This window comes from Achromobacter sp. D7-1 (assembly GCF_059760445.1).
This window is the reverse complement of the sequence record NZ_JCBAMT010000004.1, coordinates 57,371-80,275: the sequence shown is the minus strand read 5'-3', so window position 1 is coordinate 80,275 and position 22,905 is coordinate 57,371. Positions and strand designations below refer to the sequence as shown.

Annotated in this window: 21 protein-coding genes and 2 riboswitches; of the genes, 12 read left to right on the top strand and 9 right to left on the bottom strand. The window is 66.2% G+C overall.

Annotated features, from left to right (window positions below; all coding sequences use genetic code 11):
• Window positions 1-43: 43 nt before the first annotated feature.
• Complete coding sequence (locus AC6LKD_RS03255) at window positions 44-1,273, bottom strand: D-amino acid dehydrogenase (RefSeq protein WP_498115067.1); 1,230 nt, start codon at window positions 1,271-1,273, stop codon at window positions 44-46.
• 44 nt (window positions 1,274-1,317) lie between these two features.
• Window positions 1,318-1,406: riboswitch (glycine riboswitch) on the bottom strand.
• Between the two features lies 1 nt (window position 1,407).
• A riboswitch (glycine riboswitch) is annotated at window positions 1,408-1,500 on the bottom strand.
• 156 nt (window positions 1,501-1,656) lie between these two features.
• On the opposite strand from AC6LKD_RS03255, the gene ampC reads away from it, so the two are divergent.
• Complete coding sequence (ampC, locus tag AC6LKD_RS03250) at window positions 1,657-2,793, top strand: class C beta-lactamase (protein ID WP_498115108.1); 1,137 nt, start codon at window positions 1,657-1,659, stop codon at window positions 2,791-2,793.
• 17 nt (window positions 2,794-2,810) lie between these two features.
• Here ampC and AC6LKD_RS03245 read toward each other — a convergent pair whose 3' ends face one another.
• The 3 genes from AC6LKD_RS03245 to AC6LKD_RS03235 all read right to left on the bottom strand — a co-directional run bounded on the left by AC6LKD_RS03245 (window position 2,811) and on the right by AC6LKD_RS03235 (window position 6,047).
• A complete protein-coding gene (locus tag AC6LKD_RS03245; RefSeq protein WP_498115066.1) occupies window positions 2,811-3,806 on the bottom strand; it encodes a 3-hydroxybutyryl-CoA dehydrogenase in 996 nt (331 codons plus the stop codon).
• Between the two features lie 16 nt (window positions 3,807-3,822).
• A complete protein-coding gene (locus tag AC6LKD_RS03240) occupies window positions 3,823-4,920 on the bottom strand; it encodes an NAD/NADP octopine/nopaline dehydrogenase family protein (protein WP_498115065.1) in 1,098 nt (365 codons plus the stop codon).
• A gap of 116 nt (window positions 4,921-5,036) precedes the next feature.
• Window positions 5,037-6,047 (bottom strand): AraC-like ligand-binding domain-containing protein, encoded by a 1,011-nt coding sequence (locus AC6LKD_RS03235; protein ID WP_498115064.1) that lies wholly within the window; start codon window positions 6,045-6,047, stop codon window positions 5,037-5,039.
• A 124-nt stretch (window positions 6,048-6,171) separates the two neighbouring features.
• On the opposite strand from AC6LKD_RS03235, the gene AC6LKD_RS03230 reads away from it, so the two are divergent.
• From AC6LKD_RS03230 to AC6LKD_RS03200, 7 genes are all read left to right on the top strand, one after another.
• Window positions 6,172-7,548, top strand: coding sequence for a spinster family MFS transporter (locus tag AC6LKD_RS03230; RefSeq protein WP_498115063.1), 1,377 nt, complete (start codon window positions 6,172-6,174; stop codon window positions 7,546-7,548).
• Window positions 7,549-7,760: 212 nt separating this feature from the next.
• Entirely contained in the window at window positions 7,761-8,627 is an 867-nt protein-coding gene (locus AC6LKD_RS03225; RefSeq protein WP_498115061.1) for a DUF2242 domain-containing protein, read from the top strand.
• Between the two features lie 93 nt (window positions 8,628-8,720).
• Window positions 8,721-9,146, top strand: coding sequence for a CopD family protein (locus AC6LKD_RS03220; RefSeq protein WP_237709922.1), 426 nt, complete (start codon window positions 8,721-8,723; stop codon window positions 9,144-9,146).
• A 155-nt stretch (window positions 9,147-9,301) separates the two neighbouring features.
• Entirely contained in the window at window positions 9,302-10,117 is an 816-nt protein-coding gene (locus AC6LKD_RS03215; protein WP_498115060.1) for a MetQ/NlpA family ABC transporter substrate-binding protein, read from the top strand.
• Window positions 10,118-10,132: 15 nt separating this feature from the next.
• The gene (locus AC6LKD_RS03210) at window positions 10,133-11,239 is read left to right on the top strand and encodes a methionine ABC transporter ATP-binding protein (RefSeq protein ID WP_013394922.1); all 1,107 of its coding nucleotides are present in this window, start codon (window positions 10,133-10,135) and stop codon (window positions 11,237-11,239) included.
• Window positions 11,220-11,876: a methionine ABC transporter permease gene (locus AC6LKD_RS03205; RefSeq protein WP_498115058.1), complete on the top strand. Its 657-nt coding sequence runs from the start codon at window positions 11,220-11,222 to the stop codon at window positions 11,874-11,876. The genes AC6LKD_RS03210 and AC6LKD_RS03205 overlap by 20 nt, the downstream gene beginning before the upstream one ends.
• Window positions 11,877-11,930: 54 nt before the next feature.
• Window positions 11,931-13,121, top strand: coding sequence for a trans-sulfuration enzyme family protein (locus AC6LKD_RS03200; protein ID WP_498115056.1), 1,191 nt, complete (start codon window positions 11,931-11,933; stop codon window positions 13,119-13,121).
• Here the strand turns inward: AC6LKD_RS03200 and AC6LKD_RS03195 are convergent.
• On the bottom strand, window positions 13,096-13,575 hold the full coding sequence (locus AC6LKD_RS03195) for a hypothetical protein (protein WP_498115055.1): 480 nt from the start codon (window positions 13,573-13,575) through the stop codon (window positions 13,096-13,098). The genes AC6LKD_RS03200 and AC6LKD_RS03195 overlap by 26 nt on opposite strands.
• 188 nt (window positions 13,576-13,763) lie before the next feature.
• Here AC6LKD_RS03195 and ppk2 point away from each other — a divergent pair, with 188 nt between their 5' ends.
• A complete protein-coding gene (ppk2, locus tag AC6LKD_RS03190; protein WP_498115054.1) occupies window positions 13,764-14,984 on the top strand; it encodes a polyphosphate kinase 2 in 1,221 nt (406 codons plus the stop codon).
• Window positions 14,985-14,988: 4 nt separating this feature from the next.
• Here ppk2 and AC6LKD_RS03185 read toward each other — a convergent pair whose 3' ends face one another.
• From AC6LKD_RS03185 to AC6LKD_RS03175, 3 genes are read right to left on the bottom strand one after another with little or no spacing between them, the layout of a single operon-like run.
• On the bottom strand, window positions 14,989-15,342 hold the full coding sequence (locus AC6LKD_RS03185; protein WP_013394917.1) for a DOPA 4,5-dioxygenase family protein: 354 nt from the start codon (window positions 15,340-15,342) through the stop codon (window positions 14,989-14,991).
• 19 nt (window positions 15,343-15,361) lie between these two features.
• Window positions 15,362-15,724 carry a translation initiation factor Sui1 gene (locus AC6LKD_RS03180; protein WP_498115052.1) on the bottom strand — a complete coding sequence of 121 codons (363 nt, stop codon included), beginning with the start codon at window positions 15,722-15,724 and terminating at the stop codon, window positions 15,362-15,364.
• Window positions 15,725-15,779: 55 nt separating this feature from the next.
• Window positions 15,780-18,476 carry a winged helix-turn-helix domain-containing protein gene (locus tag AC6LKD_RS03175; protein ID WP_498115050.1) on the bottom strand — a complete coding sequence of 899 codons (2,697 nt, stop codon included), beginning with the start codon at window positions 18,474-18,476 and terminating at the stop codon, window positions 15,780-15,782.
• A gap of 180 nt (window positions 18,477-18,656) precedes the next feature.
• Between AC6LKD_RS03175 and AC6LKD_RS03170 the strand changes: the two genes are divergently transcribed.
• From AC6LKD_RS03170 to AC6LKD_RS03160, 3 genes are read left to right on the top strand one after another with little or no spacing between them, the layout of a single operon-like run.
• Window positions 18,657-19,880 carry an ABC transporter substrate-binding protein gene (locus tag AC6LKD_RS03170; protein ID WP_498115049.1) on the top strand — a complete coding sequence of 408 codons (1,224 nt, stop codon included), beginning with the start codon at window positions 18,657-18,659 and terminating at the stop codon, window positions 19,878-19,880.
• Entirely contained in the window at window positions 19,877-20,953 is a 1,077-nt protein-coding gene (locus AC6LKD_RS03165) for an alcohol dehydrogenase (protein WP_498115048.1), read from the top strand. The genes AC6LKD_RS03170 and AC6LKD_RS03165 overlap by 4 nt, the downstream gene beginning before the upstream one ends.
• A gap of 5 nt (window positions 20,954-20,958) precedes the next feature.
• Window positions 20,959-22,392: an aldehyde dehydrogenase family protein gene (locus AC6LKD_RS03160; protein WP_498115047.1), complete on the top strand. Its 1,434-nt coding sequence runs from the start codon at window positions 20,959-20,961 to the stop codon at window positions 22,390-22,392.
• 66 nt (window positions 22,393-22,458) lie between these two features.
• On the opposite strand, the gene AC6LKD_RS03155 is transcribed toward AC6LKD_RS03160, so the two are convergent.
• A complete protein-coding gene (locus AC6LKD_RS03155; RefSeq protein WP_013394915.1) occupies window positions 22,459-22,839 on the bottom strand; it encodes an RNA-binding S4 domain-containing protein in 381 nt (126 codons plus the stop codon).
• Between the last annotated feature and the right edge of the window lie 66 nt (window positions 22,840-22,905).

Genomic DNA, 22,905 nt, shown 5'->3' with positions numbered 1-22,905 from the left:
AGTAAGACCGATTATAGTCTGAATTCAGTCCCCCTCCATCAGATCAAGCCTCGCCCAGTCGCATCCTCACGCTCGCCGCCAGCATCTGCGCCGTTGCCGCCGACAGCGTCCAGCCCAGATGCCCATGCCCCGTGTTGTAGAACACGCCCGGCCGCTTGCCGGGGCCGACGCGGGGCATCATGCTGGGCGTCATCGGGCGCAATCCGCACCAGGGCACCACGCGCGAGGTGCGGATGCCGGGGAAGTGCTTGCGGGTCCAGTCCACCAGCGGCTGCACGCGTTCGGCGCGGATGTCCATGTTGAAGCCGTTGAACTCCGCCGTACCGGCCACGCGGAAGCGGTCGCCGAGGCGGCTGGTGACGATCTTGGCGGCTTCGTCCAGCAGGCTGACCTGCGGCGCGGCGGCCTGGCTGGCGGCGTCGTCCAGGTGCACGCTGATGGAGTAGCCCTTGACCGGATAGATGTTGAGCCTGTCGCCCAGCTGCCTGGCGAACTGACGGCTGACGGCGCCGGCGCAGACGACGATGGCGTCGGCTTCATGCTGTTCGCGCCGCGCGCCGCCTTCGCGCGCGACGTCGAGCACGTAGGGCGCGCCGTCCAGGCTGATATTGCGGATGTCGGCATCCTGCGCGAAGCGCACGCCGCGGCGCTCGCAGGCGCGGGCCAGGCCGCTTGTGAACTTGTGGATGTCGCCGGTGGCATCCGAGGGCGTGTAGAAGCCGCCGTAGCAGGAGGTTTGCAACTTGGGTTCGATGTCGCGCGCTTCCTGGGGCGACACCGCGTAGCGCTCCAGCCCGCCTTCCTGCAGCAGGGCATTGGCGTGGCGCGCGGTCTCGAAGCTGGCGGCGTCGTGGTAGATGTGCAGGATGCCGCGGCGCTCCAGGTCGAAATCTATCCCTTCCTCTTCAGCCATGGCGTACAGATGCTGGCGCGCGGCGATGGCGAGGCGGGTGGTCTCGATGGTGTTCTTGCGGTAGTTGCGGATCTGCCCGATGAACTGCGCCAGCCAGGAATACTTGTGCCAGCTGAAGCGGGGATTGAGCAGCAGCGGGGCGTTGTGGCGTCCGAGCCAGCGCAGGCCCTTGATGATGGTCGCGGTACTGTTCCAGACCTCGGCGTTGCTGGCCGACAACTGGCCGCCGTTGGCGTAGGAAGTTTCCATGGCGGGGTAGCGCTGGCGGTCGTAGACGGTGACGTCGTATCCCAGTTTGCTCAGGGCATAGGCGGACGTGACGCCGGTGATACCGGCGCCAATGATGGCGATGCGGGGCATGATGGCTCCAGATTGGGTGGCCGCGGCCATCCGGCCGCAGCACCCCATCTGTCTCTGTACCTGAGAGCTTCACCCGCGGCGCAGGCGGCGGGTTCCCCTTCGGTGGGCGCGCTTGGCGCCTCTCTCCAGATTGTCTAGACCGCGCAGTCCTGTTTGCCTGAGAGTTTCCGGGGCGGTTGCTCCGTCGGCGCCTGCCGCGGGGGGCAGGTCTCTTCTGCGGGGTTTTGGATCGACGAGGCGAGGATAGCCAAAATCCACAGGAATGAGACCAAGGGTTAATACCAATGAATCGTCCCGTCGCGTTACGATGCATGCGCGCCGCCAGCCTAAGGTGCGGCGGAAATTCAACACCACATGGGATGACGAGAATGCGCTTGAACGGAATGTTGCGCACGGGATTGTTTGCGCTTGTGGCCGGCGGCTGCGCCGTGGCGCATGCCGGCCAGGCCAAGGTGGACCGCAAGGTCGACGAAGCGGCGCAGGCCGTCATGCGTGAACACGGCATCGCCGGCCTGTCGATCGCTATTACCCAGAACGGGACGCAGCGCTTCTACAACTACGGCGTGGCGTCCAAGGAAACGGGCAAGCCGGCCGGCAGCGATACGCTTTACGAAGTCGGGTCCATCAGCAAGACCTACACGGCGACCTTGGCCGGCTACGCGCAGGCGCGCGGCCGTCTCGCCTTGAGCGACAGCCCGGCCAAATACCTGCCCGAGCTGGCCGGCAGCAACTTCGCCAAGCTCAGCCTGATCAACCTGGGGACGCACACCACGGGCGGTTTTCCCCTGCAGGTGCCCGGCACGGTGCGGGACCAGGCGCAGTTGATGGCCTATCTCAAGGCCTGGAAGCCCGAGCATGCCGCCGGCACGTATCGCACCTACGCCAATCCCAGCATCGGCATGCTGGGCGTGATCGCCGCCAAGAGCCTGAACCGGCCGTTCAAGACGGCCATGGAGCGGGACCTGTTTCCCAAGCTGGGCCTGACCAGCACCTATATCGACGTGCCGCGCGCGAGGCTGGCGGACTACGCGCAGGGCTACAACAAGCAGGACGCTCCTGTGCGGGTGAATCCTGGCGTGCTGGCGGACGAAGCCTACGGCGTGAAGACCAGCGCGCGCGACCTGATCCGCTTCGTCGACGCGAACTTGGGCCTGAATGTGGCCGATGCCGAACTCCGCAACGCGATCGCGCAGACGCACGTCGGCTATTACCAGCTGGGCGACATGACCCAGGATCTGGTCTGGGAGCAGTTGCGCTATCCCGTGGCGCTGGACGCGTTATTGACGGCCAATGCCGGCAACTACAACAGCCAGAGCCAGGCCGTGACCGCGCTGAACCCGCCGCTGCCGCCGCAGGATGCCGTGTGGATCAACAAGACGGGTTCGACCAACGGCTTCGGCGGCTACGTGGCGTTTGTGCCGTCGAAGCAGCTGGGCATCGTGATACTGGCCAACCGGAACTATCCGAACGAGGCCCGGGTGCGGCTGGCCTACAAGATCCTGGGCGAACTGGATAAGTAGGCGCGCCGGCCTATGGACTAGCGCACGGGTGGCTGCCGCGCCGCGTCGAAGCGGGGCAGCATATCCATCACCTCCAGCCGCTTGCACAGCTGCGCCAGCCGCTCCATCTTGTAGGCGTTCACGTCCATGCCGGCATAGTCATAGAAGCCCTGGCCGTCGCGTAGTCCGTTGCGCCCTTGCTCCATGTTGCGGGCGATGACGGCGGGCGAGGCGAAGCGCGGATCGATGGCATCGGACAGGTAGCGCGAGGCGTAGTAGAGGATATCGCCGCCGCCCCAATCGATGAATTCCAGCAGGCCCAGCACCGAAAAGCGCAGGCCGAAGCCCAGGCGCACGGCGGTGTCGATGTCTTCGGCGCTGGCCACCCCTTCCTCCACCATGCGGGCGGCTTCATTCATGGCCAGGGCCTGGATGCGGGGCACGATGTAGCCGGCGGCGGGCGCGCATTGCACCGGCTTCTTGCCTGCCAGGCGCAGCACTTGCAGCAGGCCCTGCGTCGCGGCCTCGCTGGTTTGGGGGCCGCGGCTGACTTCCACCAGCGGTATCAGGTACGCGGGATTGAGCCAGTGTGCGTTCAGGAAGCGCTGCGGACTTTCCACCAGTTCCGCCAGTTCGGTGACGAGAAAAGTGGACGTGGTGGAAGCGATGACGCTGTCCGGCGCGCAGGCAGCGCCCAGCCAGAGAAAAGCATCGCGCTTGGCGTCCAGGCGTTCGGGTACGGCTTCGAACACCACGCGCGCTTGCCGCAAGTCTTCTGCCGAGTCCTGGCGCGTGCGCAGGCGGACGCGCGCCAGCGCGATGTCCGCTTGCGACGCATCCAGCAAGCCCAGCTGCGCCAGGATGCCCAGTTCGCGGCGCAGCTCATCCCGCACTCGGGAAAAGTATGCGGATTGCTCCGCGGGCGTGCGCGGCTTGATGTCTATCAGCGTGACGTCCAGCCCCGCGTGTATGTATGACAGCGTGATGCCCACGCCCATGCGGCCGGCGCCGGCCACGCACAGTTTCTCGTTCATGGCATGCATCCTCGTCTTAGCAGCCTTCGGTCAACAGCTTGCGCATCTCGTCGCGCGACAGGCGGTCCAGGCCCAGGCGCTCCAGCGTGCGCCCTTCGGCGTAGAGGTCGCGGCCGGTCACCGCGCTGGCCAGGCTCAGCAGGCCTTGGGCCACCGGCGTGGGCACGCCCGCCCAGCGGCCGGCGGACACCAGGAACGACAGACCGAGCCGCGTGTCCTCGAGCATGTAGCGGTGGGTGTGCAGGTCTATGTCCTCGCGCCAGTCGCCGCTGTCGGTGAGCCTGCCGTGGGCGCCACGGCCGTACATCCATTCGTCGCCTGTGGCAGCGTAGTGGTCGGCCAGCGGAAAGTGCGGCGCGGCATAGCCCAAGGCCACGCGGATGGCGATGCGTTCCGCGTCCAGCGCGTCGGTCACGCGCCGTATTGCAGGCTGCGTGCCTTCATTGTGGATGTCCCATTTGTCGAAGTGTTCCAGCGGACCCGCGTTCATCATGATGAGCGGCGGGTGGATGACGGGACCGGCATTCATCAGCGCGCCGGAGAGCCCGTCCTCTATCGGTTCGATGCTGGCGTAGGCGCGCTGGACCACGGCCAGCGCGTGCTCGGACAGGCGGCGCGGAAAGACGCCGGTGGGCAGGCGGGTGGCGTAGCCGCTGATCACGACCTTTTCGCCGTGCTTGCGCGCCAGGTAGGGCAGGGTGCCGGTCTCGGCAAAGGCGGTATCCGCCGGATTGCCGGCGTCTTTCATGGCGCGGGCGAAGACGTAGCTGCCGAAGGTGCCAGGCGGCAGGAACACGACCTGGCCGTCGCGCAGCAGGGGAGCCATTTCCTGCGCCAGGGCTTCGTGCGTGGTCGACGGCAGGGGAATGACCAGCAGTTCCGCATCGCCCACGGCCGCGGCCAGGTCGCGCACCAGCTGCAATTGTTGGGGGCCATCGCCCAGCGGGATCTGGCGGCTGCCGCGATAGTCGGTGACGGTCAGCGCGCCTGCGTCCCGCAATCCCTGGAATGCAGCCCAGTCCCGGCGCCACCAGCGCACCTGATGGCCTTTTTCAAACAGGTCGGCCGCTGCCGCGTAGCAGCCGTGGCCGCCGCCTATGACGCTGATTCTCATGGACAAGCTCCGTCTGATGGAGTCTCGATCCTAGCGGCGGCTTGCGGGCGGGGCTGCGCCGAACGCGCAAGCGGCGTTCCGATCCGGCAAGCGAATCCAGCGCCGCCGGGCGGCGCCTAGTGCCTATTGCGGCGCAGGGTATCCGATGGCAGGCAGCCGTAGCGCTTGCGGTAATGCGTGGCGAAATGCCCGAAGCTGGCGATGCCGTGCCGCAGCAGGATGTCGGTGACGCTGTCGCCTTCGCTGGCTTGCTCCAGCGCGGCATGCACCAAGACCAGCCGTTGGTTGCGCACGTAGTCGCTGGGGCTTTGCTTCAGGAACTGCGCGAAGCCGTTTTGCAGCGTGCGCACGGATACGCCGCAGTGCGCCGCCAGGTCCGATAGCGAAAGAGGTTCGTCCGGATGGCTTTCTATGTAGTCGCGCGCCCGGCGCACGTGCAGGGGCAGCGGCTGGCGGCGATCCGCCTGCAAGGTTGTGGAATAGTTATGCGGCAGCTGGGTCAGCAGCAGCGTCAGCAGGTAGTCCGAGAAACCGGCGGCCAGGGTCTGCGTGACGCCTTCGATGGCGGGATGGCGGTACAGCCGGCATAGATAGTCCAGCGTTTCACGCACCGCCACCGGCCCGGGCGCGTCGGCTTCAATTTGCAGGTCGAACACCAGCGCCTGTTTGAGGGGGCGCTCGAGCAGCCGTTGCAGCTGGCGCTCCAGCGCCTCGCGTTCGATGCGCAGGATCAGGTTGCGGCAGTCGCGGCCGATGCGGATCACGCTGCGTTCGGACGGCGAGGAGATGGTCAGGCTGCCCGCGTTCATGGAGGCGCTGCGCTTGCCCAGCGTGATCAGTCCGGACCCTTGCAGCGTGATGCGGATCAGGTAGTAGCTGGCGATGTCGCCGGCGTCGATCTCGACCTCGGCGCCGTAATGCAGATCGAACAGCGCGGCGTTGCCGAAGAACACGCCATACAGCCGCGACTGCAGGGGTTTTCCCGGGGGCACGCACATGCGGTGCGACCATAGGTGCTGGCTGACCTGATCCTTGATCTCGGCGATGTTGCCCGAGTCCAGCAAGCAATGGCGGTCCAGCGGATTGGTGTCGTTGAACATGCTTTCCTGCGCGGCGGGAACAGTCATTGCGTCAGGCGTACAGAGGCTGGCCGCGCAAAGACCTACAAAAGATGGGCCTGCAAGCAAGTGAGGCGCAACCTCGCCCGTTGGGCGATGGGCAGATCTCACCACCATACAAGGGAAACAAACCATGACTGACGGCAGCCCGCGGCACGGATCAAAACCCAGCTACGCCTACGAGTGGTACGTCGTGGTGATATGCATGCTAGCGTACATATTTTCCTTCGTCGACAGGCAGATCCTGGCGCTGATGATCGAGCCCATCAAGCACGATCTGCAACTGTCCGATACGCAATTCAGCTTGCTGCACGGGCTGGCGTTCTCGCTGTTCTATGCCTTCATGGGCATCCCCATCGCGCTGCTGGCGGATCGCTATTCGCGCCCCAAGATCATCGCCATTGGCGTCGCGTTCTGGAGCCTGGCGACGGCGGTTTGTGGCCTGTCGCGCAATTTCGCGCAGATGTTCCTCGCGCGCATCGGCGTGGGCGTGGGGGAGGCGGCGCTGTCGCCCGCCACGTACTCCATGCTCAGCGACATGTTTCCGCGTGAAAAACTGGGGCGTGCCGTCGGGGTCTATTCGATCGGCTCGTTCATCGGCGGCGGCATGGCTTTTCTGATCGGCGGCTACGTCATCGATCTGCTCAAGAGCGTGGACACGGTCACCTTGCCCTGGGTAGGCGCGATGCGCCCGTGGCAGGTGACCTTCTTCATCGTGGGGCTGCCGGGCCTGCTGATCGCGCTGCTGATTCTGCTGACGGTACGCGATCCGCAGCGGTTGGGCCTGCGGCGCAATGCATCGGGGCAGGCCCAGAAGCCCGCCATGAAGGACACTTTTCGCTTCCTCGGCCGCCACCGCCGCACCTTTTTCTGCCACTACCTGGGCTTCTCGTTCTATGCGATGGCGCTGTTTGCGCTGCTGGGCTGGACGCCGGCGTTCTACATGCGCAAGTTCGGCATGTCGCCGGTGGATGCCGGCTACATGCTGGGCGTGGTGGTGCTGGTCGCCAATACCGCAGGCGTGTTCTGCGGCGGCTGGCTGATGGACTGGCTGGCCCGGCGGGGCTACAGCGATGCACCGCTGCGCGCCGGGGTGATCGGCGCGGCGGGCATGGCGGTGCCGGCGGTGATCTTCACCCAGGTGGATTCCCTGTGGCTGTCGGTGGGGCTGTTGCTGCCCGCCATGTTCTTTGCGTCGTTTCCCATGCCGACCTCGACGGCCGCGATGCAGATACTGCCGCCCAATCAACTGCGCGCGCAGGTGTCGGCGCTGTTCCTGCTGATCTCGAACCTGATCGGGCTGGGGCTGGGTACTACTGCCGTAGCCATGTTGACCGACCGGCTGTTCAAGAACCCGGCGGCGGTTGGGCAATCCATGTCCGTCCTGGTCGGCGTGGCGACGGTGCTGTGCATCGCCTTGCTGGCGGCGGGCTGCAAGCATTACCGGCGCAGCCTGAACCTGGAAACGCAGGAGCTCCGGCCGCTGGAGCCCGCGCGCGTGTCGTCCTGAAAGGGGCGCCCAGGGGCTGCCGGGGCCACGATGCGGCCCTTTTTTGAATCCTGTTACCTCTGCGTTGAACTACACATCCCTGGTAAAAGAATTGGTGCCGGGGATGCGCTATAACGAACGCTTTACGCATCACTGTTCCGTGCCTGGCGCAGTGGGCGGGCCGCCATGCTGGCTGGCCGCGCCCCACGCCGTCCCATGCCGGACCCCAATTCATGCTCCCTGTTTACCGCCGTCCATTGCTGGTCCCCTTGCTTGTCCTGACGGGCGTCCTGGCAGGGTGCTCATCCCCCAAGCCAGAGTTCGAAAAAGAAGATTTCACCCAGAACAACACCTACTCGCGCACCGTCGCCGCGAGTAACGTCGCGGCCTGCGATGCCGGCCGCCGCGCCTTGTTGAGCCAGGGCTACAACATCGACAAGTTCGAGGGCTCGCGGGTCACGGGACACAAGAATTTCCAGGACGAAAGCGGACAGCACACGCAGATCGCCTTCAATATCGAATGCGCCTCCGACGGCGGCGCGAACGAGCGCGCCACGGTGTTCGCCAACGCGGTGCAGGACCGCTACTCGATCAAGCGCACCAACAGCTCGGCCAGCGTGGGCGTAAGCGTGTTGGGCCAGGTGTCCATGCCGTTCGGCTCGAGCGACGACTCGCTGGTGAAGACGGGCAGCCAGACGGTTGCGCGGCCCAAGTTCTATGAAGGGTTTTTCCAGCTATTGCAGCGTTTCCTGCCGGATGCGCAGGCTGCCGCCGCGCCGCCCGCGCCCGCGGCCGGCCGGGCAAAGCCGCAGCCCAAGATCGCGCCGGCCGAGCCGGCGGAATCGCCCGACAAACCGGCTGACACGCTGAATCCGGCGGCGGCCAATGGCGCCGGTGAATCTCCGAACGCGCCAGCGGCGGGCGGCGCCAGTTCGCCGGCCGCGCCCGTGTCCGCTACGCCTGCGAGCGCTGCGCCTGCGTCGACGACGGCTCCGTCCGCCGCGCCTGCGCCCGCATCTGCCGCGCCTGCGTCCAACGCGCCCGCAGCAACACCAACGCCCGCGCCCACGGCTCCGGCCAGCCCGGAGGCGGTCAAGTAGGGCCGCGCCGCCGCGCCGGCTTGCCGTAGCGCAAACAGATGCGCCGCGCCGATACACGGCGCGGTCCGCAATCCGGCGATAATGCCGGGCATCATGACCTATCAACTCCTGAAAATGCTCCACGTCGCGGCCGTGGTCGCCTGGCTGGGCGGATCGCTGTTCGTGTCGCTCTTCCTGCTGTCCTCGCAACCGCAGGACAGTGAAGAAGCGCCGAAAGAACGCAAGATGCTGGGCGCCTTGCGCCGCTGGACGCTGTACGTGACCACGCCGGCCATGGTGTTGACCTGGCTGGTCGGCCTGCACCTGGCCATGACCTTCGGCTGGTTTGCCATGACCTGGATCTGGGTCAAGGTGGCCTTCGCGCTGGCGCTGTCGGCGCTGCTCGGCATCCAGAGCGCGGCGTTGCGTCGCATGGCCAACGGCAGCGCCAAGCGCCCGCCGCTGGTGGACCTGTACGCGCCGTTCACCGTCATTGCTTCCGCGGTCATCGTGACGCTGGTGGTCGTCAAGCCTTTCTGATCCGCGCGGCCGGACATGTGCCGGGACCATATGCCCAGCCGCCATAACCAAACGCCCCTGTAATAAGGACTCAACGAACTATTCGTTCGCGCGGTCCGTCCCCCTCCCTAGAATCGTTTCTCTCATAACCGCATAGCCTGAGAGGCGATTCCAATATGACTTCCCGTTTCTTCAAGCGCCTGCTGGGCGCGGTGCTGGCTTCGGCGGCAATGTTCCATGGCCCGGCGTTTTCGGCCGATCCCAAGCCCCTCAAGGTGGGAGTGCGCGGCGGCGTCGACGAGCAGATCTGGGAGGTGGTGGCGCAGGTCGCCAAGAAGAATGGCCTGGCGGTGGAGCCCGTCATCATCACCGGCACCGCCAGCCCCAACGAGGCGCTCAACAACGGCGACCTCAATGCCAACGCCTTCCAGCACATTCCTTTCCTGAACGACCAGATCAAGCAGCGGGGCTACAAGCTCGTGTCCGTGGCCAACACGCTGATCTCGCCCATCGCGTTCTACTCCAAGAAGTACAAGTCGCTGAAGGACCTGCCCGAGGGCGCCCGCGTCGGCATCCCCAATGATCCCAGCAACCAGACGCGCGCGCTGGTCATCCTGCGCGACCAGGGCTTGATCACGCTGAAGGACGGATTCGATCCTGCCACTGGCACGGTGACGTTGGCAGACGTGACCTCCAATCCCAGGAAGCTCAACTTCGTGGAAAGCGCCTCCGTGGTGCTGGCGCGCTCGCTGCCGGACGTGGACACCGCGGCCATCGTCAACAGCTTCGCCTATCAGGCCGGGCTGATCGCCACGCGCGATGGCATCGCGGTGGAAAAGAAGGAAAACAATCCCTACGTGAACATCATTGCGGTGCGCGAACAGGACAAGAACGCGCCCTGGGTGCCCGAACTGGTCAAGGCCTACCACTCCGAAGAGGTGCGCCAGTTCATTCTGAGCAAGTACGAAGGTTCGGTCATTCCGGTTTTCTGAGACTGGAAGCGGGCAATGATGCAATACGAATTTTCCGTGAGCGGGCTGGCCGACGCCGCGCCGCAAACGCCGTCGGTTGACGCGCACATCGTCTTCGAAGGCTTGCAGAAGCGCTACGAGGGCGCGCAGGGGCCGGTGGCCGCTTTGTCCGACGTGTCGTTCTCCATCGCCCGCGGCGAGGTGTTCGGCATCATCGGACGCAGCGGCGCGGGCAAGTCCACGCTGCTGCGTTCCATCAACATGCTGGAGCGGCCCAGCGCCGGCCGCGTGCTGGTGGACGGCGTCAATGTGGGCGGCCTGGATGAGCATGCGCTGGTGGGCCTGCGCCGCCGCATCGGCATGATCTTCCAGCACTTCAACCTGCTGTCGGCCAAGACGGTGGCCGAGAACGTGGCCTTGCCCTTGCGCGTGGCAGGCGTGAAGCCCGCGGCCGCGCGGGCGCGGGTGGAAGAACTGCTGGAGCTGGTGGGGCTGCGCGACAAGGCCGACGCCTATCCGGCAAAGCTGTCCGGCGGCCAGAAGCAGCGCGTCGGCATCGCACGCGCGCTGGTGCATCAGCCGGAGATCCTGCTGTGCGACGAAGCCACGTCGGCGCTGGACCCCGAGACCACGCAGTCGATCCTGGCCTTGCTGCTGGACATCAACCGCAAACTGGGCCTGACGGTGGTGCTGATCACGCACGACATGGCGGTGATCCGCGAGGTCTGCCACAAGGTGCTGGTGCTGGACGGCGGCCGCAAGGTCGAGGAAGGCGAGGTCTGGCGCGTGTTCGGCAACCCCCAGGCCGCTGCCACGCGGGCCTTGCTGCGGCCTTTGCAGCACGACCTGCCGGCCGACCTGGCGGGCAGGCTGGTGCCCGACCTGCAAGGCCGGGCGGGCGTGGCGGTGCTGCGGCTGCGCTTTACAGGGCAGGGGCGCCCGCAGGGCGTGTCCTTGCAGGCGCTGGCGGCGCTCGGCCCCGGCGCGACGCTGCTGCATGGCGGCCTGGACCGTCTGCGCGGCCACGCCCAAGGCAGTCTGCTGGTTTCCGTGCCCGCGGGCGCATTACAGGAAGAGGCCACGCGCGCCGCGCTGGTGGCCGATCAGATCAAGGTGCTGGGTTATGTCGCTGCCGATGCTTGATAAATACCTGCAGGCCTTTCTGCAGACCCTGGCCATGGTGGGCGTATCCGCTGTCATCGCCATCGTTCTGGGCCTGGCGCTGGCCGTGGTGCTGACCGTCACCGCGCCCGGCAACCTGTATCCCAGGCCGCGCTTCAACAAGGTCCTGTCGGTGACGGTGAATACCTTCCGCGCCATCCCCTTCATCATCCTGCTGGTGGCGATGCTGCCGTTCACGCGCTTCCTGGTGGGCACCACGCTGGGCACCTGGGCCGCCATCGTGCCGCTGTCGGCCAATCTGGTGCCGTTCTTCGCGCGCATTGCCCAGGTCAGCCTGAACGACGTGGACCACGGCCTGGTGGAGGCAGCGCGCGCCATGGGCTGCCGCCGCTGGCACATCGTGCGCCACGTGCTGTTGTCGGAAGCCCTGCCGGGCATCATCGGCGGCATGACGGTCAGCGTCATTGCCATGATCAACGCTTCGGCCATGGCCGGCGCGGTCGGCGCCGGCGGCCTGGGCGACTTGGCGATCCGCTACGGCTACGAACGTTACGAGACCCGCGTCATGTTCGAGGTGATCGTGATCCTGATCGCGCTGGTTTCCATTGTGCAATTCACCGGCGAATGGCTGTCGCGCCGTGCCGACCACAAACGCTGACTCTGTGCCGCAGCCCGATGCTCCGGCCATATTTGAAAACACAGGAACACTGACATGACCGAGTCCACGCAACACGGCTTCGCCACGCGCGCCATCCACCTGGGCTACGACCCGCTGGACGAGCAGGGCGCGCTGGCGCCGCCTCTCTACCTGACCTCCACCTACACCCAGGACAGCATCGAGACCTTCGACCAGATCCGCCTGGGCGAGAAGCAGGGCTACGTCTACGGCCGCACCCGCAATCCGACGCAGGCGTTGCTGGAAGAGCGGCTGGCGTCGCTGGAGGGCGCCGAAGCGGGCGTTGTGACCGCTTCCGGCATGGCGGCGATTTCGGCCACCCTGTTCTCGCTCCTGCAAAGCGGCGACGAGATCGTGGTGGACCAGATCGTGTACGGCACGGCCTTCACCCTGTTCACGCAGGGCCTGGCGCGGTTTGGCGTGCGCGCGGTGTTCGCCGACTTCACCCGTCCCGAGACCGTGGCCGCGGCCCTCGGCCCCAAGACGCGTGCCGTCTACTTTGAAACGCCCGCCAATCCGAATCTGCGTCTGGTGGATATCGCGGCGGTGTCCGCCATCGCCCGCGGCAAGGGTGTGCTGACCATCGTCGACAACACCTTCGCCACGCCGGTGCTGCAGCGGCCGCTGGAGCATGGTGCGGACATCGTGCTGCATTCGGCCACCAAGTACCTGGGCGGCCACGGGGACCTGCTGGCCGGCGCGGTGCTGGGCCGCAAGGAGCACATTGACGCGATCCGGTTGCAGGGGTTGCGCTACTTCACCGGCGCCACCTTGTCGCCTTTCACGGCTTTCCTGGTGCTGCGCGGCATCAAGACGCTGGAATTGCGCGTGGCGCGCCATAGCGAATCCGCCTTGCGGGTGGCCAAGCTGCTGCGCGAGCATGCGGCGGTGGCGGACGTGTTCTATCCCGGCTTGGCCGATACCGCGGGGGCCGAGATCGCGCGCCGCCAGCAATCGGCGGGCGGCGGCCTGGTCGCGTTCGAGTTGAAGGGCGGATTGACCGCTGGCCGCAAGCTGCTCAATAGTCTGAAGCTGGCGCGCATCGCAGTCAGCCTGGGCGATCCTGAAACCCTGATCCAGCATCCCGCGTCGATGACGCACGCCAGTTACACGGCCGAGGACCGCGAACGCTATGGATTGTCCGAGGGCTTGCTGCGCCTGTCGGTGGGCCTGGAGACGCCTGAAGACATTCTGTCCGATCTCAGGCAGGGCCTGGACCGGCTGTAGCGGCCGCGGGGGACGTGGTTGTGCCGCGCCGCCAGGCTACCCATTCTCCCGCGCACTCGAAGTTGCGCGGTCCGCGCGCGGCGGCTGCCAGCCCCGCGCGCAGCGCGCCCATGTCCAGTCCGGGCATGTTGTGCAGCAGGGCGGGAGGCAGGCGTTCGACGTCCAGCGTTGCCTCGTCGAGCTCCATGGCCATCAGCCCGCCGCCGTCGCTGGGCACGCGCAGGAACCACAGGCCCTCCATGTAGTCGCCCGACCAGGGATCGGGGTAGATGGCCTGCGTGTAGCGGAATCCGAATTCCTGGATGTCGCTCCAGGGCCAGAACTCCTGCTGGCCCAGGGCGCGCGCCAGCTCACTGCTGCGCGTGAAGCCGGCTTCGTCGAAGCATACGGTCTCGCTCAGGGGATTTTCGGGCGGTGTCGGACCGGCAAGCAGCCGTTTGATGAATGACCACATGGCGCGGGAAGCGGATGAAGGTGGGCCAGTGTAGCGGCCTTCTTCGCTGCAAAAGTGTTACAACCTTTGATCGAGGTCAAGTCCGCAGGGCAGGGCTCGGGGTAGCGTTTGCGCTTTTCCCGACCAAGGCCGCAGGCGCAAGCCCGGCAGCCGCGGACAGGACGATCAGCGTAGCGAGGACAGGATCGATGACAGACAAGACCACCCCAGCCACCGGACAAGCCATCGCCGAGGCGCCGCGCAAGCGCGCCGCCAGGCGCACTGCCGGCGCGTCCACCAAACCGGTCGCCAAGACGGTGGTCAAGACGGTGGTCACGCCTGTGACCACCAGCCGTAAACCGCGCGCGGCCAAGGCCCCCGCGGTTGTTGATCCCATATCCGCGGCAGCCGCCGCCGAGCCGGCTCTCAATGTGCGCAAGCGTGTCGTCGCCCGTCAGAATGCGGCGCGCCAGGAGACCGTGGCGGTCCTGGCCGATATTGCCCGCCGCTACAACGTCAGCGCGCCGGCCCATTCCCGAGAGGCGCTGCGCTCGGTCATCGAGGAGCTGTCGCCGGACGATGCGCAGGCCGTGCACCGCGCGCTGGTGGAAGCCAATTCGGCGGCGCCGCGCGTGCGCCGCAACCCCGACGACGAGCTGGCCGCGGACTGGCGCGAAGGCGTCTATCCCTATCGCCACCGCATGCTGCGCCGTAACTACGAAAAGCAGAAATACAGCCTGCAGGTCGAACTGCTGAAGCTGCAGGCCTGGGTCAAGGCCACCGGCCAGCGCGTCGTGATCCTGTTCGAAGGCCGCGACGCCGCGGGCAAGGGCGGCACCATCAAGCGCATGATGGAACACCTGAATCCGCGCGGCGCGCGCGTGGTCGCCCTGGAGAAGCCGTCCGACACGGAAAAGGGCCAGTGGTACTTCCAGCGCTACGTGCAGCACCTGCCCACCGCGGGCGAGATCGTCATGTTCGACCGCTCCTGGTACAACCGCGCCGGCGTGGAACGCGTGATGGGTTTCTGCACCCAGAACGAATACCTGGACTTCCTGCGCCAGGTGCCGGATTTTGAGCGCCATCTGGTCAGCAGCGGCATCCACCTGATCAAGTTCTGGTTCTCGGTCAGCCAGGAAGAACAGCGCCGCCGCTTCCTGCAGCGCAAGGTGCATCCGCTCAAGCAATGGAAGCTCAGCCCCGTGGACCTGGCCTCGCTGGACAAGTGGGACGACTACACCCGCGCCAAGGAAGCCATGTTCGCGCACACCGACACGGCCGACGCGCCCTGGGTGGTGGTCAAGTCCGATTGCAAGAAGCGCGCGCGGATCAACGCGATGCGCTATGTGCTCAGCCGCCTGCCGTATGAAGGCAAGAGCGGCGATCCCATGATGGCGCTGGATTCGCTGATCGTGGGCCGCGCGCTGTAGCCGTTCAGGCGCCCAGCGCCTGCAGATTCAGCGTGTAGCTGCGGCCGATCCAGACGGCGCAGTCGCGGTGGTCGCGGATCGAGTCGCCGGTGTTGGGGTGCATGAAGACATCCAGCGCCCCGTGATGCAGGGTCAGCCAGGTGGCGATCTCCGCGAAATGCTCCGGCGTGAAGGCGATCTGGTAACTCCATTGGGGATGCGGGCCGACGGGGCGCTCATGGAAACGCCCCATTTCCATCTTGCCGGCAAAGCGCGCGGTGATCCGTTCGCGCAGCGCATGCGCCGCGTCGCGGCTGGCGGCGTCGAAATACACATGGGCGTGCCAACTGGCGACATCGCTGGTTTGCAGATCGGTCATTGCTAGTACTCCGTCGATGTCAGCCGCCCGCGCGCTTGGCGCGGATGCCTTGTTTTTGCAGGGTTTCCATGACGCGCTCGCAGTGGTCACCCTGGATTTCGATCACGCCGTCCTTCACCGTTCCGCCCGAGCCGCAGGCGTTGCGCAACTGCTTGCCCAGCGCGTTCAACGCCGCGCCATCCAGCGCCACGCCCTTGACCACGGTGACGCTCTTGCCGCCGCGGCCCTTGGTTTCGCGCGATACGCGCGCCACGCCATCGCCGGCGGGAACCGCCTGGGCGGCCTGCTTGCACAGGCACTGCGGCAGCGGCTTGCGGCATTCGGGACACATGCGGCCGCCGTCGGTGGAATAGACCAGGCCGCCTGTAGAACTGCTTTTCATGATGGGCACGCGCAAAAGGCTGTATTTTAATCGCGGCGCGTTGCGGGGGCGGACGTCACAATAGGCCGGCCTCGCGCGCCAGGGCCACGGCATGGGTCCGGCTGTCGGCGCATAGCTTCACGTTCAGATTGCGCAGATGGGTACGGACTGTGCTTTCGGATACGAACAGGCGTTGGGCGATGGCGTTGTTGGAATGGCCATTCGCGACCAGGCGCAGCACGTTCAGTTCCTTGGCTGTCAAGGCTTCGGCCGGTCCGCGCTCAGTGGCTTGAGCCGCTGGGCCGCAGTCGCTGGTCATCCCGGCATGGCGCTGGAAATGGCTGAACCATGCTTGGGCCGACGCGCTGCCATCCAGCCATGCGCCGCCGGCCGCCGTGGCGAGAAAGCGCTGCACCAGGGAGAGGAAAACGATGCCCTCGTCAGCCAGCACGCGGCATAGGCCCTCGGCCTGCGCCGTGTCCAACAGTGTTGCAAGTTGCCGGTGGGCCTGCGCTTCCTCGCCCGCGCGGGCTAGGGCAACCGCGCGGAAAATCCGCAACTTGTAGGCGCGTCGGACACGGCGAGCGGATTCGGCGCGCGCGATGTCCGCATCCAGTAGGCGCAGCGCATCCTGCGGCACGCCCGTATAGGCCTCCACGCGCAGCATTCCCAGGCGCGGATACAGCAAGTCGTTGGAAGGTAAGCGCAGCGCCTCGACGCGGGTCCATAGTTCCGCATCTTCGGCGCGTCTCAGTTCGTCGCGCGCGGCCTGTGTATGTCCTTGCAGCACCAGCACGCGTGCGCGTTCCACGCGGGCGCTGCCGGCGATCCGGGGCAGGCGCCGCTGGTGCCCGAGGTATTCCAGCTCGCCGAGCAGATAAAAGGTCTGCTCGATATCCCCTGCCAGGAAGGCGATGCGCGCCAGCATCACGTAGCCTAGTATCAGGTGGTCCGGATGTCCGGTATCGCGTCCCAGCGGCACGTAGACGCGCAGTAGCCGGGCGGCTTGCTCCAGGTCGCCGGTTTCGTAGACCCAGGCGGCGTACAGCACGCCAGCCCAGGCATTGCCGTTGGCCTGGCCGTACGCGCCCTTGCGGGTGGCGTGGACGGCCATGCGGAAGCGCGCGCCGGCTTGGCGCATGCGGCCCTCCTGCAGGTCGATGATGCCTTCCACCGCTTCGGAGTACATCTGGTTGAAGGTACTGGCGGCCAGGCTTTGCGCGCGGCGGGCGGCATCCAGCAGCAGTTGCGCCTCGTGGTAGCGGCCAAGCACGGCGGCGACGTTGGCCAGGGCGTTGGCCAGGGCAGTCGCCGCAAAGGTTGAGGCGTTCGCAGCCACGGAGATGCCGGGCATGCCCAAGGTGTACGCCTCTTCGTGGCGGTCGGTCATGGATAGCAGCAAGGGCCGCAGGGCCTGCACGTGGGCGCGAACGTCGGGATCGGAGCTGCCGGCCAGCCTCAGTTCCTCCATCTGCAGAGAAGCTTCGCTGGCGCCGCGGGTGAAACAGGTGGCCCACACTTGCACTGCCTGCAATGCCGGGCGGCGGGCCAGGACGGTCGGTGGCAATTGGGCGAACCAGCGAGAGAGCAGCCGCATGCGACCTTCGGCCAGCAGCGTCTCCGCATGCGCGAGCAACAAGGTCAGGGCATGTTCGAAATCGCCGCCTTCGATTGCATGGTCGATGGCGGGAACGGGACGTCCCTGTCCGGCGTACCAGCGGGACGCCGCCAGATGCAGCGCGGGAATGAACGTTGGATCCTGTTGGCGCAGCCGGGATTGCAGAAAGCCTGCAAAGAGGCTGTGGTAACGATACTGCGCCGTGTCCGCGGAGGAGCGCGACAGCAGGATCTGCCCATCTTCGAGTTCACGCAGGATGCTGCCGCTATCCAGGTCCGGCAACAGTGCCTGGCATAGCGGCGCACTCAACTGCTTCAGGATGCTGGTGTGCAGCAGGAAGCGCTGCAACTCGGGCGTCTGTCCCGCGAGCACATCCTGCGCCAGATAGTCCGCGACGGACTGGTCGCTGCCTGAGAAGCGTTCGATGAATGCAGCGGGGGAGTCCTGCCGGGCCAGGGAGGCTGAAGCCAGCCACAGCGCGGCGATCCAGCCTTCGGTCTTGTGATGAAGCTGGCCGATTTCCGCGGGCGTGACCGTGGGGTTGCGCCGTGCGAAAAAACGCGAGGTCTCGTCCAGCGAGAAGCAGAGTTGCGCGGCGTCGATCTCGAGCAGTTGGCCCTCGGCGCGCAGGCGGCCGAGTTCCAGGCCGGTGGCGTGGCGCGACCCGATCAGCAATCGGCCCTGTGGCGGCAGGCGGTTGATCAGGTCCTGGACGAAGTCCAGCACGCCTGGCGCGATGATGGCCTCGAATTCGTCCAGCACTAGCGCGAAGGGGCCTGCTTGGGTAGCGACTGCCTCGATGAGGGCGAGCGCCAGCGCATCGTCGGCCTCCATGTTCGCCAACGTTCCGGGCTGCGTGGCCAGAGGCTCCAGCGCGCCGGTCAGGCATTGCAGGAAGCGCGGCAGATCGTTATCGCTCCGGTCCAGCGTCAGCCAGGCGCCACGCACCGACTGCATGCTCAAGCGCGCCTGGCACTGGGTCAGGAAAGTGGTCTTGCCATAGCCCGCGGGGGCGCGCGCAAGAACGACCTTGGGACTGCCGGGCGCGCAGACTTGCGCGCACAGCGCTTCACGAAGGATATGGTCGGCATGGGCGGCGGGGACGCCAAGCTTGCCGCTGGCCAGCGCGCGTCCGGGCGAAAACATAGGGCGCATGATCTGCCTGTTGGGTGAGGAACGACTGCGCACCGTCTCGGGAGAAACCCGCAAGCAACATGAAAAATCGTCGCTTTGGACGAAGCTGAAAAGGGCGTGCCTACGATACAAAAGGACGCGTGCCGGAGCAATAGGCCAGTCGCCGCGTAGACGGCGTTCACCCATAACGGAGACATATCGATGGCAATCGTGAAAATGGCGTGCGCGTTGGCAGGCGCTGCTATCGCCGCGGCAGGCGCGCAGGCGCAGACAGCCGGCGGCCCTGTGAAGATCGGCGTCATGGCGGACATGAGTTCGGCCTATTCCGACATAGGCGGCAAGGGCCTGGTGGAGGCCGCCCGCATGGCCGTGCAGGATTTTGGCGGCAGCGTGTTGGGCAAGCCGGTCGAACTGGTGTTTACCGACGGCCAGAACAAGGTAGACGTGGCCAGCGCGGCGGCACGGCGCTGGTTCGATCAGGATGGCGTGGACATGGTCACGGACCTGCCGACATCGGCGTTGGCCTTGGCCATCAGCGAACTGGGCCGCGAAAAGAAGAAGATCGTCATGGTTACGAGCGCGTCGACTTCCGAATTGACCGCCAAGGCATGCTCGCCCTACACGGTCCACTGGACCTACGACACCTATGCGCTGGCCAACGGCACGGGCGCTGCGGTTTCGGCACAGGGCGGCAAGGAATGGTACTTCATGACCGCGGATTACTCCTTCGGCTATGCGCTGAAGGCCGACGCCTCCGCCGTTATCGAGAAAAGCGGAGGCAAGGTGCTGGGCGCTGTCCGATCGCCGCTGAATACGCCGGACTTCAGCTCCTATCTGCTGCAAGCGCAGAGTTCCAAGGCGGGCATCATCGGCCTGGCGCTGGGCGGCAACGATGTGATCAGCGCGATCAAGCAGGCGGCGGACTTCGGCATCGGCCGTCCGGGGGGCCAGCAGAAGCTGGTGGCGCTGCTGGCGTTCCTGTCGGATGTAAAGTCCATCGGGCTGCCCCTGGGCCAGGGGCTTTTGTTGACCGAGGCTTTCTACTGGGATCAGAACGATGCCACGCGCGCCTGGTCGCAGCGTTTCCAGGACAAGGTGGGGCGCAAGCCCACCATGACCCAGGCCGGTACCTACGGCGCGGTGCTGCACTACCTGAATGCCGTCAAGGCAGTCGGCACCAAGGACCCCGACGCCGTCATGGCCAAGATGCGGGAGACGCCCATCAACGATTTCATGACACGCAACGGCAGGCTGCGCGCGGATGGGAGGGTGGTGCGCGACATGTACCTGTTCGAGGTGAAGAAGCCGGAGGAATCCCGCAGCGAGTGGGACCTGTACAAGCAGGTGGCGGTCATCCCGGGCGATGTTGCGTTCCGGCCTGAAGACCGGGGCGGCTGCCCGTTGATCAAGCAGGCGGCGCGATGATCAGTTACTGCGTAACTGAATTCGGTCAGCCCCTGGTCCCGACTGAGCGGGCGGCGCCCGTGCCGCAGGGCGCGGAAGTGCTGCTGAAGGTGCTCGCCGCCGGCGTTTGCCACACCGACCTGCATACGTGGGAAGGCTATTACGACCTGGGCGGCGACAAGCGTCTGCGCATGGGGCAGCGCGGCGTCGCGCTGCCCCTGACACTGGGGCACGAGACGGTGGGAGCGGTGGTTGCCGCCGGGCCGATCGCCAATGGGGTGGCCGTGGGGCAGCGCTTTCTGGTGTACCCGTGGATCGGTTGCGGCGATTGCAAGGTCTGCCGGCGCGGACGCGAGAACCTGTGCGCTTCACCGCGCTTTCTGGGAATCTTCCGGCCAGGCGGCTACAGCGACCACATTCTGGTGCCGGATGCGCGCTACCTCATCGGGATCGGCGACCTGCTACCCGAGCAGGCCGCGCCCTACGCATGCTCGGGCCTGACGTCCTATAGCGCCATCCGCAAGATCGCGCCGGAGGTGCTGGAGACGGAGCCGGTCGTCGTGATCGGCGCAGGGGGGCTGGGCCTCATGTGCGTCACCCTGCTGCGCGCGTTGGGGAGCCCGCAGGTAATCGTGCTGGAACCCGACGGCACGCGCCGAGACGCCGTGCTGGCCGCCGGCGCCAGCCTTGCCGTCGATGCGCGCGCCGAGAACGCCATGGACGAGGTTCGACGTGCTGCGGGCGAGGTCTGGGCGGTGATCGATTGCGTAGGAGCGGCGAGCACGGTGAAACAGGGCATGGATCTGTTGGCCAAGGGCGGGCAACTGATCCTGATCGGACTATTCGGCGGTGAATTGCCGCTGTCGCCGGCCCTGGTGCCCATGCGTGCCATCAGCATCGAAGGTTCCTACATCGGCAATCTGGACGAACTGAAGGAACTCATGGCGTTGGTGCGGGAGCGCAAGCCCCGTGCCATCCCGATAAGTTGTCGCTGCCTGCGGGAGGCTCAGGCCGCGCTCGTCGATCTGGCGGCCGGCCTTGTGGTGGGCCGCCAGATCCTCCGTCCCGATCAATCCAACGCGAAACAGGCATAGAACCCATGCAGCTGAATCTGGAGTCCGGCTATTCCATGACGGTGGACGGCCGTGCGGAAACTTCCGCGCAAACCTTCGACGTGCTCAATCCCGCGACAGAGGAATGCATCACCGCCGTGCCCGATGCATCGCTGGCGCAGTTGAATCAAGCCATCGCCGCCGCCAGGCGCGCGTTTGCGCACTGGAGCCAGACGCCCATGGCACGGCGCCAGTCAGCGCTGCTTGCCATGGCCGACAGACTGGAGGAACAAGCAGAGGGCTTCATGCGCCTGCTCACGCGGGAGCAGGGCAAGCCCCACGCTGACGCCCGCGCCGAAGTCGGACGCGGCGTGGCCTGGTTGCGCGCGACCGCCGCGCGCGATCTGCCGGTCGGGCGCGTTGACGATGGGGCGGGGCATGTGTTCGAAACCCGCCACGTGCCCATCGGCGTGGTGGCGGCGATAGCGCCATGGAACTTTCCGATGACGCTGGCCATCTGGAAGATTGCGCCGGCCTTGCTGGCGGGCAATACGGTCGTGTTGAAGCCCTCGCCATTCACGCCGCTGACCTCGCTCAAGATGGGCGAACTGTTCCGTGACCTGTTGCCGCCAGGCGTGCTGAACGTGGTCTGCGGCGGCGACCGCCTGGGGCCTTGGCTGACTGAGCATCCGGATATCGACAAGATCGCTTTCACTGGTTCGACTGCGACAGGCAGGCGCGTCATGCAGAGCGCGTCCGCAAGGCTCAAGCGCATTACGCTGGAACTGGGTGGCAATGACGCCGCGATCGTGCTGCCGGACGTCGACGTGCGAGAGACGGCCGCCAAGCTGTTCTGGGGCGCGTTCCACAATTCTTCGCAGTACTGCCTGGCGACTAAACGGCTGTATGTGCATGAGTCCATCTATGACGAATTCGGTTCCGCCCTGACGGAATACGCGCGCGGCGTCGTCGTGGGCGATGGCGCGCTGCCGGGGACCGGACTGGGGCCGATCCAGAATCGCCCGCAATACGAGCGGGTCAAGGATCTCATCGCCGATGCGCACCGCAACGGCGTGCGCTTTCTGGCTGGCGGCGACATCCCGCAGGGCAAGGGCTATTTCATACCTGTAGCTATCCTGGACAACCCGCCCGACGACGCGCGCAGCGTGGTAGAGGAGGCCTTCGGTCCGGTGCTGCCCTTGATGAAATATCGAGACATAGACGAGGTCGTCCGCCGCGCCAACGACACCGACTACGGCCTGGGCGGGTCGGTGTGGTCGAAGGACTTGTCGCTGGCGCGTTCCATCGCCCAGCGGCTGGAAACAGGCACGGTGTGGATCAACCATATTCACGCCATGTCGCCGGACGTGCCGTTTGGCGGCCGTAAGCAGTCCGGCCTGGGCGTGGAGAACGGGATGGAGGGCTTGCTGGAGTACACCAATGTGCAGACGGTGGCGGTGTTGGAGGACGGCGTCGCTTGAGCGGCGCGGAACTCAAACCGGGAATGCGGCCGCGCCCCGCCGGCCGCGGGTCCTGCGTCAGCCGGATTACTTGCCGCGCATCTGGTCTATCAGCCGCCGGTCGCGCTTGGTCGGCCGGCCGGCCTCTATGCCCAGCGCGGGCTCGGGCGCCAGGCGGCGCATTTCCGCTGCGCGCTCCCGCGCCGCCACGCTTTCGGGCGTTTCCTCGTAGAGCTGGCGTGCGACAGGCGCTGGGCCGCGCACGCCGCTGACGCCCATCACCCGCACGTGCAGCGCCGGGTCTTCCTTGCGCACCGTGACCAGGTCGCCGGGGGCGACCTCGCGCGCGGGCTTGGCGGGCTGGTCGTTCACCAATACCCGGCCCTTGCCGATTTCCTGCACGGCCAGGCTGCGCGTCTTATAGAAGCGCGCGGCCCATAGCCATTTGTCTAGCCGGATCTTGTCCATCGTCCCGTACCTGCCGGATTGCTGCTCAGGTGTCCATGATAGCCGCCGCGGGAAGCCTTGCCGGCC